Source organism: Bacteroidota bacterium (assembly GCA_036522515.1).
In the GTDB taxonomy this organism is placed as follows: domain Bacteria; phylum Bacteroidota; class Ignavibacteria; order UBA10030; family SZUA-254; genus VBOC01.
The window spans coordinates 1-11,449 of sequence record DATDFQ010000030.1; the positions used below are offsets into that span (position 1 = coordinate 1).

Consider the following 11,449-nt stretch of genomic DNA (forward strand, 5'->3'; position numbering starts at 1 on the left):
ACGATCACGGATCCGGTCGCCGTGCAGTCGGTGGCCTCGAACCCCCCGGGTATCATCGCGTCGAGGTTTTTCGGATATCACTCCGGCTATTTTTCCGCAGATTCCCTTCTCCCGGGACAAGGCTACTGGGTGAAGGTGAACGAAAGTGGGCAGTTATTCCTTTCCGGGACGAAGGCGGCGCCTCGCCGATGAGGCGCGGCGGAACGAGAAGAAAAGGGGATTTACTCGTACCACCCTATGACGCCGGAGGCGCTGCCGTTGCCTGAGCCTCCGTTGACGCTCTGCGTGGCATTCAGGACCGCTTGCCGCGAGAACCAGACGTTTCCGTTGCTGTTTCCAAGGACATTCCCTTCGGATGGGGTGGGACTCAATTCGATGATCGCTCCCGTGATCTCGGTCTGAACGTGGACGATATCGTCTGCGATGATCAGACCCTGGAAATCGAAGCCCGTGCCGTTGTCGGAGAGGTTTTTTACCGCGGCATTCTTTGCGCTGTTGTGGACGATGAGGATTCCTGTTCCGTAGACGATTGCGGAACCCCACACCACGCCAGAGGGAACCTCTACATACGTCACGCCGCTGAGCGGGTATTTCAATTTAAGCGGATCCGTCACGTACTGGCTTCCCCCCACGCCGCTCTGCGCGACAGATTTCAGAGTTCCCTCGGGATAACCGTTCGATGTTCCCCCGGCGACACTGTCCGGTGTCATCGGATACCCCCCCGGCCACGTCTGGTTTTGCATAATGGTCTGGCCATTCTTCTTCACGCTCGAAGCCGGCGCGTAATCCACGCCGTTGGCGGTCCCCGCGAATGTGGAGCCCCCTCCCACCGCGAATGTTGACGTGGTCCAAACCGCATACATGCCGGTCGTGTCGATCAACGTCGGAGGATACGGTGGCGGAAGCGAGTGGTTTCTTCCGTCGATAAGGATGCCGCCGGCCGTGCCCACAGGCCCGTTCGCCTGGACCACACCCTTTACGGAAATTGGATTCAAGAGGGTTTTTCTGACGTATGCGATCGAGGTATCCCTGTGCTCATCCGACTTCTGGTAATTGGCGATGCCGATCGAAGTGATCATGACGGCCGAAACGCCCAGGTACGTGGTATCGGCGGCGGTCACAATGACTTTTCCCCCCTGGAGATTCATGAGAGGAAAACCCGTTCGCCACGACGAATTGTTCGCCAACTGTCGCAATCCCATATTCACGCCGCTCTGGGCTATGTTCTGGGCCGACTGGTTGAGATACTCCCCGAAGAAATTTGCGGCGATGCTGGTGCCCGCAGATTCGATGTTGAACATCACCAGCGAGGAGATGAGGATGACACCTACAACAGTAAAAATGATCGCGTGTCCGGTCATGGCTTATTTCAAGTTCTTGGGTTTAAATGTGCGCTCCCAGTAGACCCCGGGATTCAGCTTCACATACGACTCCGACTTCAGTTTATAAGGGACCTTGCTCTCAAGGTTCATGCTGACTTTGATCGAACTGATTTTCGACGGGGTCGAAACCGGGTACGTCGTATAGGGCGTCTCGGCTGCGTCGTAGTACGTGAGCCGGAATTTCGTAATCCCGATGTTAATCTTCTGAACAGCGCCCGCGTTGAGCGTCATATTGAGAACGTGTGTGTTCGTATTTTGATTGCCGGACGCCGCGGGGTTGAGGTAGTAGGTGAGCGTGTCGACCGTCCCGTTGTTGTCAAAATCCCCCTTGAACTTGATCTTGTTCGAGTCGGCTATCACGATCGCGCTGTCATTTGCGGCCGGCACGCGGTACCCCATCTTGCGCAAACTGAACTCGAGGTCCTTCGTGACCTCGGTGAAATTCGTCTGGGTCATGATCTTGAGCGATTGAGCGGTCCCTCCCTCGACGAGATTCCCGTTGAACATGACGAGCATTGAAAGAAGCAATCCCCCCAGCGCAACGGAGATGACGATGTCATAGAGCGTCTGCATCAAAGATTCCTAATAGAGGAACGTGTACGAGAGGGAAACCGAATCGGGGATGAACGGGCTCTTCACGACGACCGTCATCGTTTTGCAAAAGGTCTTGACCCCCGACTTGATGGAATCGGGATAGGTCGGGCTGGCGTAGGCGACTTTGGCGGAGAGGGTGTAGCCTTCCGCTCTCTGGGTGTTGACCTTTCGTTTGTACCCATTGTAATCGTCGACGTCATTGAATTTGACTCCGGATCTGAAACCCGGGGTCGCAGCGGTGTACGGGGTGCTCGTGATCAATGTGTCGGGCGAAGGGATGGTTTCCGAGACGCCCTCGGTGCCCAGGACGGAGCTGAGCGAATCGGTAAGTGTAACCGGATTCGTCACGGTCATCTGGTCGAATGCCTTTGCCTTGGCTTCGGAAATGAGCGATTCCCCAAGCGAAAGGGCAGTGAGGTAGTACTCGTTCTGCTCCGCGAGCTGGGTGTTCATGATCATCAGCTTGTTCGAGGAGCTCAGGAACGTGCTGAAGATGATCAGCGCTCCTACGGCGAGTGTAATGTTGGAACCCATACGCCTTCGTAGCCTCTTCTAATGGTATCCGGTCCTGTCGGTACACGCTTCAAGATGGCCAAATTACGCCAATTCTATTACCTACACGAGGAATAATATTGCAAGATACGGACTGGGGTTCAAAGCCCGCGTGACTCGAGTCACCCGGAAGGCGTGATGGCGGGCACCTGTAAAAAGAGCCAAAAATCCCCTCCCTCCCCGCCTGTGGTATCGCAATTTCATTTTTTGCTCGTCATCCCGACATGTTCTAGGTCGGGATCTTTATAAAAGAGTTGAAAGATGCTGACCAGGAGCATGTCAGCATGACGAGGTGGAGAGAACTTCGGCCAAATTGCGACACCACCCCCCCGTTGACATTCACCCCTCCGGGGGCTATATTTATCCAACGTGGGATCTGGAATCAATCAGACCATAGAAGGGGGACTACCATGAAGCATTTCCATGTCGCATTCATCGCGCTCTTCCTGTTTCTCGCTGGAAAGGGCGCAATCGCGCAGGAGCACCAATTCGGACTCGGGATCATCGTCGGCGAGCCGACGGGTCTCAGCGCCAAATTATGGACTTCATCCACGACCGCCTTCGATTTCGGCCTTGGCTGGTCATTCGGGGGCGACCGTCTCGGCAGGGGTGACATCTATTACAGCGGAAGCCGGGTTCACTTCCATATGGATTACCTCTGGCATTCGTTCGACGCGATTCAGTCGACCGAGCGATTCCCGCTCTACTATGGCATCGGCGGACGCATCAATTCCGGGGCCCACTACGACGCAGCCTTTGCAGTCCGGGGCGTTTTTGGGATCGCATGGATGCCGCATAACGCGCCGGTAGACGTCTTCCTTGAACTTGTTCCCTCCCTCCAATTTATATCGTCTTCCAACTTCGCGATCGACGCCGGTCTCGGCGCGAGATATTACTTTTAGGACATACCTGATCACGATCGATCCTCCGCGGGGTCACGATTACATGTCGTGACCCCGTTTTATTTCGTGAGCAGATGCGGACTCCCTCATTGATACCCTCTATTGTAAGACCCCCCAAAAGGCATCCCCGAACAGCGCGAGTTTAGCTATTCTTTTCGGGTAAAATCTGAAAAGACCCGTCCAAGTTATTACCGTACCTTGGTGATCGACGGCACAAGGGCATCCTCCTGTGATATTGCGTACATAACCCTTGCACCAGATTGAGTAAATTGTTACCTAGGTATCGAATAGAAATGACCAAAGGCTGCAAATATGGGCACTAACGTTATCCTCGCCATCGGGGCGATGATGATTTTCGGCATTTTCCTGAGTTCGTCGGATAAACTAATGATCGGCAATACACAGATCGCCGAACAGAACGAATATTACCTGACGGCACTTTCCCTCGGTCAATCTCTCATCGCTGAGGCGAAGACGAAAGCCTTCGACGAAAAAAGCGTCACCTACGCGGTATCAGCGCCCGAATCTCTGAGCGCGGGCCTCGGCACGGATGTCGTCGCGGAGACGGTCCCGAGCCCCGACACCGCGATCACTGTCAGTCCGTACACATCGGCGACTCCGGGATTCCGGTCGATTCTCAAATTCGACGACGTGGACGATTACAACGGCTACAAGCGGTTGGTCAACACTCCGCGGGCCGAAGGGTATACGCTCTCGGCAAAGGTGGCCTATGCAAGCCCGACCTGGCCCGACTCGACGAAGGGGACACAGACCTGGTGCAAGAAGTTTACGGTGACCGTCAAGAGCCCCTACATGCCCGATTCGCTCGTCATCTCTTACGCGTTTCTCTATTAGGACGGGCTCGTGCACACCCTCTATGATATTATCATATCGGTCGCGATCGGAGGAATGATCCTCTCCATGATCGTGTCCTTCAACGGCTACATCGTCCAGGAGGGGAGCGCCCAGACGATCAAGATCATGGCCCAGACGAACCTGACGGCGATAACAGACATCCTGGATAACTCGCTTCGGAAATTGGGCTATGGAATCACGGTCAGTTCGGACAGCGCCATCCTCATCGCCGACAGCAACAAGATCAAATTCAAAGGGGACTTCGACAACACCGGCAGCGTGGACACCCTCACATACTTTTTGAGTCCGACGGCGCGGACCGGAAACACGAATACGTCCACCCGGGCGCTCTACCGGACGTTTAATTCCCAGGCCGCGCAATTCATCAATGTGGGCATGACTTCTCTTCGATTCGTCTATTATGATGCGGCCGGCACTCCGTACACCGCGTACCCGGTCTCCAGGCCCTCGCTCATCAAATCGTTCAAGGTGGCTCTCAATGTGGAGAGCACCGTGCCGTACAAGATAAAGACGGAAAAGTACGTGAAACTGAATCCGGGCGTTTACTGGGAACGGGCGTACAAACCGAAAAACTTAAAGTAGGTCATGACCGGACGAGCCATCATATTCATCGTTGTGGGGATGATCATCACCTCGGGCATCGTGCTCTATAATATCGAGGCCGCCAGCACGGGGATCGTGTCGAACTTCACGTCGGCGTATCTCAATCAGACCGCCCTGAATATCGCCCAGAGCGGCGTGAACATGGGTCTCTTGCAGCTCGCAAATAATGCTTCATGGAGAACCGGCTTTCCGCTGATGGACATGCTCGGAGGGAAAGTCATTGTCACCGCGCAGGACACGACGTATCAGGGGGGTTCCGTGGTGATGATCCGCGCAATCGGAATTGCGAACTATCAGAAGAGCGGCGAGCGCAGGGATACCTCGATCGCCTACGTCGGGAAGACCGTTCTCAACCCCATTCCCGTAAAAGGGCTGCTTCAGTCGAATGGCCCCGTGGGCACCGCAGGCGGTATTGTTTTGGACGGCAGAAATCATACCCTGCCGCCGCCGGATCCCCCGACACTCATCGATACGACGGGCACATATGCCGTCTGGTGCACAACCACATTCAGCGTCGGGGGAAGCTCAAAGTTTGGCGGTACAGTCGACGGTAAGGACTACTTACCTCTTGGAAGCACCAAGAAGAACGGACCAACAATAATGGAGAACCAGACCTACCCGGGCGGGTATCCCCTGACCCCCGACAGCGCGGCCGGAGGCACTGGCAACGGATATCCGGAAGGCAAATTGAAATCCATCGCCCAAAGCGGGGCTGGCGGGAGTCAGTACGTCACGGATCCATTGACACTGAAATATCCCTTGAAGGGTGTCACATATGTCGAGCTTCCCGCGGGGACCGTATGGGGTTCCGCGACCGTGTACGGCTCCGGAATACTCATCGTCCACAATAGTGCCAGGAATGCCGCGATTAAGAATGCGGCCGGGACCTCGGCAAATCCTGATTTCGTGGGATTGGTCATCGCGGACGACATCGTCCACATTCAGGGTGAGATCACCGGAGCGGTCATAGAGCTCTCTCCCACTCCTTCCGAAGGGACCGTGATCGGGAACAGCAACGGGAATATGTGGTTTTCGAGACAGGCGGTTCTCAACGCCACGAGCCTCAACGGCAGTTCAACCGCAATCGGCAGCGCGGCGAACGTCATCGCCTGGTGGGAATGAGCCCATTTTACCCAATGTGACGATGCGTACAGACAATGGCACCGCGTCTTGTTAAATTGGTTGCAGATTCATTTGCCTCTCCTTCGATCCACCGTCTGCGCACCGCAGATTGCATGAAGAACGGAACCGCAGTCATGAGATCGGGAAGATTTTCAATCATCCGGGAAACTCAATATGGGTGCTAACATCATTCTGGCGGTCGGAGCCCTGATCATCTTCGGAACATTCCTCAGTTCCTCAAATCGATTGATGATGGGCAATACCCAGATCGCCGAGCAAAACGAGTACTACATCTCCGCAATATCGCTGGCTCAGGCGGTCATCGACGAAGCGAAAACCAAGGCGTTCGACCAGAAAACGGTCGTCGATACCGCGACGGTCGCGCTCGCTGATTCCTTCACTGTGTTCAACAAGCTCGGTCCCGAGGGTGTCACGGAGAATGTACCCAAGCCCGACGTGTTGGTCAGCGCCGCGCCCTACACGGCGACCTCGCCCGGTTATAAGTCGACGTACAAATTCAACGATATCGACGATTACGACGGTTACACGAGAACGGTGAACACGCCGAGGGCTGAGGGATTTACGATTGCCGTTCAGGTCAAATACGGCGACCCGACCGATCCCGATGTGCCTCTGAACTATCAGACATTTTGCAAGCGGATGAAAGTCACGGTGACGAGCCCCTATATGACCGACAAGGTCGAGCTTTCTTACGCATTTACCTATTAGGAATCAAGATCATGAATGCATTGTATGATGTTGTCTGCTCGGTCGTGATCGGCGGAATCGTGCTCGTCATGCTGGTGGGCTTCAACAGCAACATCGTGGAGAGCGCCAGCGTCCAGACGATCAAGGTGATGACGCAGTCGAACCTCACCGCGGTGACAAGCATCCTCGAGTATGAGATCAGCAAGATGGGATACGGAGTGTACGGCAAGGACAGCTCCATCATCTACGCCGATTCCAACAAGCTCAAATTCACCGGCGATTTTCTCGACCACGGGACGATCGACACGATCACCTACGCGTTCAATCCGACGGCCGCCTCCGGGCAGTTGAATACAAAGACCCGGATCCTGAGCAGGACCTATGCGCCCCAGGGAACGAACAGCTCCACGTCCCAGATAAATCTGGGACTCGTCCGGTTCAGGATGTACTACTACAATAAGGGGGACACGGCGTTGACGACCAACCCGGTGACGCGGCCCTCCCTGATAAAATCGTTCAAGCTCGCCGTCAATATCGAAAGCACGGTTCCGTACAAAGAGACCACGATGAAGTATCTGAAGCTCAATCCGGGTGTCTATTGGGAACGAATCATCAAACCTAAAAATCTGAGATAAACCATGTCAGGCCGAGCCATCATCCTCCTCGTCGTCGGGATCATCATGATCTCCGGCACCATCCTCTACCGGATCGAAGCGGCGAGTTCCGCGATCGTCGCCAACTCCGCAGGGTACGCCAAGAAGCAGAACGCCCGGAACATCGCTCAGAGCGGCGTCAATCTTGCATTGCGGCAACTCGAAACGAACAGCGCCTGGAGAACGGGCTTTTCTTCGCTCAGCATGCTCAGCGGAACGGCGACCGTGACGCTGTTCGACACCTCGTTCGCCGGGATCGCGCACGCGATCCGCATCCGTTCCGTCGCGACGAGCCAGGAGTCGACGGCCGTCTCGACCGCGATCTGCTATTTTCCGCAGCCGATGATACCTCCGATCGTAAAGGGCCTTGTGACCATCAACGGATCGGACGACATCAACGGCAGCATCACGCTCGATGCAGAGGATCACAAGCCCTGGTCGACGACGGTGAATCCGGGGAAGGGAACCTACGGCGTGTGGACGACGGGCTCGAGCTTTACCCTGGGAAGCTCGAGTTCCAAGGTGGGAGGGACGGCTCTCGGTGTCGATTTCGTTCCCACGAATCCAGTAAATCCCGCGGTGGTGATGACCAACCAGTCGATCGCCGGGGGTTATCCGGGCACTCCGGACAGCGCGTTCGGAGGGGCGGATATGGGATATCCGGAAGGAACCCTGAAAGCGGTCGCTCAGAGCGGCGTAGCCGGGAGCCAGTACGTGACCGATCCAGCAAAACTTAAGTATCCTCTGAGCGGCGTCACCTATGTCGAAATGCCGTCAGGATCGAACATCTGGAACTCCGCGAACATCAACGGAAGCGGCATGCTGATCATTCACAATAGCGTTAAGAACTCCATGTTCAAAGGTGCGAGCGGCTGGTTCTCGGGAATAATTCTGTCGGACGATATCTCCTTGCTGCATGCCCAGATTTGGGGGACGATCATCGGTCTTACCCCCAACCCCGCGGGCGCCGTCATGGGGAACGGCTCGGCCGTGGCGCGCTACTCTCGGCAATCGATCCTCGACGCCGTGGGTATGGTGTCCAACGGGACAGGCTTGAAAGTAATAGCCTGGAGGGAGTAGCAATCTGACCCCGGATCCCTCCGCCAGGGAAGCCTGAAATCGAGTTCAACCACCCTCCGCCGGGGTGCGCCCCTCCGCACTTAGTGTTCAATCCATCCTCCTTTCACCAATGACGTACTCCGCTCTCCAAAAATAATCGGGGAAATCAGGTATATTTCCTTGACTTTCGGGCCGGACTAGAGTATATTTCATACGAAATTCTCCGAGATTTCCCAAGTGTAACCCTGCTGTAGGAGGCGATTTTCTTGCAAGCGCGTGCCTCGCGCGTAGGAAAACTACCGCAGACACCTCTTGTTCAATACCATTACTCACCCGGCGTGTCCGGTCCGGACTCTCCGTGATCCCTGTCATGGAAGTCGATTTCAAAAATTGGCGGCCTGAACTGATATGAACCTCGGTCAAATGCTATTGGTTGTCGGCGCGATGGCGATACTCTCGACATTGACGCTCTCGATCAATACGACGATCCTGAGAACGTACATGATCTCGTACGACAGCGAGGCGACCATCGATGCAATCTCGATCGGGCAGGCGATGATCGACGAGATCAACACGCAGGCATTCGATTCGCTCACGAACGCGACCTCAACAGTGACTGATCCATCGTTTTGCACGCCGAAGTCCCGGCTTGGCGCCGATATCGACTCTGAAAAGACATTTGCCAGCCTGGTGGCGGCTGCTCCCGATACGGCCCCTTTCAAATCGACGCTCAAGTTCAACGACGTGGACGACTATCAGGGGTACCGGCGCGTCGTCAAATCGTCGCACCTCGGGACGTTCAGCGTGCGCGACTCCGTGTTCTACGTCCAGGAGGGGAACCACGACACCCCGTCTTCGACTCAGACATGGTTCAAGAAGGTCGAAGTGACCGTCACACATTCCAATCTGCTGAGCCCCGTGAAGGTGAAAGGGTTGATTGTCTTCAGGAGATACCTGCCTTAGAGCACCCATGGCGATACTCATGGACATCATCGGGGCGTCGATCATCGCCGGCATCATTCTGGTGGCGATCTTCGGAATGAATGTGAACCTGGATCAGGCTACGTATAACAAGACCTTTACGCTCATCACACAGACGAATTGCGTCACACTGGCCCGGATGATTGAATTCGATTTTGTCAAGATCGGCTACCACACGCCGAAGCCGGCGGTCCGCGCCGCGAAGCAGGATAGCATTTCGTTTTATATGGCGGATCCCACCAATCCGGGCGTCGCATGGGATTCCGTCCAGTACTATGTGGGTCCCGCTTCGGTGCTCGGATCCACAAAAAATCCACGCGACAGAATTCTCTACCGTGTTCGGAACGGGGTGAGGACGGCTGCCAATATCGGGGTCACGAGCCTGAGCTTTACGTATTATGACAGCGCTGGAGTCGTCACGACAATTCCGGATTTTGTCAAGTCGATCGACGTGGTTTTTAATGTCGAGAGCCCTTTCCCGGTCGACACGACCTACGCCGCGGCATTCTGGCAGAAACGAATTTTTCCCAGGAATCTTTGAGACTCTCAAATGGGCACTAACGCGATCATCTCGGTTCTCGGGTTCATCATTGTGTTCAGCATTGTCGCGACGACCCTGAACAAGAGGAACACAGAGGCATACCAGAACACCTACGGCTACGCCGATTACACCATCGCCCGGGACATCGCCCGCAATTCCATCCAGGTTGCGCTCAGAACAATCGATACCACCTCGGTCCTGCCGTCGACATTTACAGTTCCCAGCTCCCCGCCCGGCAGTTTGGAAGGCGGTACCTTTCGGGTCGACGGAGTCGCCCTCGGTGATTCACTCTGGTTGACGGCAAACAGCACGTTCAACGATTCATCCTACCGGATCAAGACAAAAATGGTCGTCGCACACACGATCTTCCCGCAGTGGGTATTCCAGGCGGCGCTCGGCGTCTATTCGACTCCGGACAGTTTCAAATTCAAGTCGACGGGCTTTACGATGGACGGCCGCGATCATGACGTTCTGGGAAATCTCCTTCCCCTGAGCGCGGACAGCGTTTCACCCATCCACGTGAGAACCGCCGCGGATAGCGCAAGCGCCTACAATGCATCTTACCCCAAGCTGGTCGACAGCATCAAAGGAACCCCGAAAATCACTGTCGACTCGCTGATACCGGATCCGGCCGTGTTGGGCGCGCTCTATTACGGGCTTGCCGACTCAATTCTTATAAATAATGCCCCCAAAAAACCGACCCAGATCGGCTCCAAGGGAACCCAGGCAAACCCGATTATCGTTTTTTGCGACGGCACCGGTGCCGGTGCCGTACCGGGGAACTTCGTTCTGAACAGCGGGGACATAGGATGGGGAATTCTTGTGGTGAAGGGATCGCTGACGCTGAACGGGAATTCAGAATGGCACGGGCTCATTATTGAATATGGGAATTGGGTCCTCGACCTTAACACGAGTGTCGGCAACTCGAAAATCATCGGCGGAGTCCTCTTTGGGGGCCTCGCGGGCAGCTCCTGGGAAATGGGTGGAGGATCGATGATTCAATTCAGCAAAGCCGCCCTGACGAAAGCAAAAAATATCAAGACGGCTCCGGTTTATAAGATAGTGGATTGGTACGAGTAGTTCGGAGTTGTTCCCCGCTTTGATGCTCACCATCGTTCCCTGAATCCACTTCCCCAACCGAATCGGGACACCCCGTTCCCGATCTGATTCGTTTTCCTTCACGAACAAGTTCTCCCCGCGATCTCAGCAACCTGACTCTGCCTCGCCTCCGGATCATTTTATCCGTTTCAGCGCGGTCTTCCCATCTGAAATAACCACTTAATTTCTTCGCTCCACTTAATCGGGTAAAACGCCGCACCGGCGTGTGCGACATCACCGCACCATCTCCCGTTTCGGATATCTTGGTAGCGTTCGAAGCATCCTCTTCGGACCGATCAGATATCTCGAACGATGTGCCTCCCAGTCTGACCGTACGAGCAAATCGAGTAAATCGTCAAACTAGAACAACTTCACCTA

14 protein-coding genes are annotated in these 11,449 nt (G+C 55.2%); 11 read left to right on the forward strand and 3 right to left on the reverse strand.

What is annotated here, in order from left to right; translation table 11 throughout:
• A partial coding sequence (locus VI215_04855) for a hypothetical protein (protein HEY6191641.1) occupies window positions 1–192 on the forward strand: 192 nt, incomplete at its 5' end.
• Window positions 193–221: 29 nt separating this feature from the next.
• Here VI215_04855 and VI215_04860 read toward each other — a convergent pair.
• The 3 genes from VI215_04860 to VI215_04870 are packed head-to-tail and all read right to left on the reverse strand — an operon-like array spanning window position 222 to window position 2,510.
• On the reverse strand, window positions 222–1,361 hold the full coding sequence (locus tag VI215_04860; GenBank protein HEY6191642.1) for a hypothetical protein: 1,140 nt from the start codon (window positions 1,359–1,361) through the stop codon (window positions 222–224).
• A 3-nt stretch (window positions 1,362–1,364) separates the two neighbouring features.
• Window positions 1,365–1,955, reverse strand: coding sequence for a hypothetical protein (locus VI215_04865; GenBank protein ID HEY6191643.1), 591 nt, complete (start codon window positions 1,953–1,955; stop codon window positions 1,365–1,367).
• Window positions 1,956–1,964: 9 nt separating this feature from the next.
• Entirely contained in the window at window positions 1,965–2,510 is a 546-nt protein-coding gene (locus tag VI215_04870) for a hypothetical protein (protein HEY6191644.1), read from the reverse strand.
• A 428-nt stretch (window positions 2,511–2,938) separates the two neighbouring features.
• Between VI215_04870 and VI215_04875 the strand changes: the two genes are divergently transcribed.
• From VI215_04875 to VI215_04920, 10 genes are all read left to right on the forward strand, one after another.
• Window positions 2,939–3,430, forward strand: coding sequence for a hypothetical protein (locus VI215_04875; protein HEY6191645.1), 492 nt, complete (start codon window positions 2,939–2,941; stop codon window positions 3,428–3,430).
• Between the two features lie 312 nt (window positions 3,431–3,742).
• The gene (locus tag VI215_04880; GenBank protein ID HEY6191646.1) at window positions 3,743–4,285 is read left to right on the forward strand and encodes a hypothetical protein; all 543 of its coding nucleotides are present in this window, start codon (window positions 3,743–3,745) and stop codon (window positions 4,283–4,285) included.
• Window positions 4,286–4,294: 9 nt separating this feature from the next.
• Window positions 4,295–4,888, forward strand: a complete 594-nt coding sequence (locus tag VI215_04885) for a hypothetical protein (GenBank protein ID HEY6191647.1) — start codon at window positions 4,295–4,297, stop codon at window positions 4,886–4,888.
• Between the two features lie 3 nt (window positions 4,889–4,891).
• Window positions 4,892–6,031, forward strand: coding sequence for a hypothetical protein (locus VI215_04890; protein ID HEY6191648.1), 1,140 nt, complete (start codon window positions 4,892–4,894; stop codon window positions 6,029–6,031).
• A 174-nt stretch (window positions 6,032–6,205) separates the two neighbouring features.
• Window positions 6,206–6,760 carry a hypothetical protein gene (locus VI215_04895; GenBank protein HEY6191649.1) on the forward strand — a complete coding sequence of 185 codons (555 nt, stop codon included), beginning with the start codon at window positions 6,206–6,208 and terminating at the stop codon, window positions 6,758–6,760.
• 11 nt (window positions 6,761–6,771) lie between these two features.
• The gene (locus VI215_04900; GenBank protein HEY6191650.1) at window positions 6,772–7,374 is read left to right on the forward strand and encodes a hypothetical protein; all 603 of its coding nucleotides are present in this window, start codon (window positions 6,772–6,774) and stop codon (window positions 7,372–7,374) included.
• Between the two features lie 3 nt (window positions 7,375–7,377).
• Window positions 7,378–8,472, forward strand: a complete 1,095-nt coding sequence (locus VI215_04905; protein HEY6191651.1) for a hypothetical protein — start codon at window positions 7,378–7,380, stop codon at window positions 8,470–8,472.
• Between the two features lie 402 nt (window positions 8,473–8,874).
• Window positions 8,875–9,414, forward strand: a complete 540-nt coding sequence (locus VI215_04910; GenBank protein HEY6191652.1) for a hypothetical protein — start codon at window positions 8,875–8,877, stop codon at window positions 9,412–9,414.
• Between the two features lie 7 nt (window positions 9,415–9,421).
• Complete coding sequence (locus VI215_04915; protein HEY6191653.1) at window positions 9,422–9,973, forward strand: hypothetical protein; 552 nt, start codon at window positions 9,422–9,424, stop codon at window positions 9,971–9,973.
• Between the two features lie 9 nt (window positions 9,974–9,982).
• Window positions 9,983–11,053 carry a hypothetical protein gene (locus tag VI215_04920; GenBank protein ID HEY6191654.1) on the forward strand — a complete coding sequence of 357 codons (1,071 nt, stop codon included), beginning with the start codon at window positions 9,983–9,985 and terminating at the stop codon, window positions 11,051–11,053.
• Window positions 11,054–11,449: the final 396 nt, after the last annotated feature.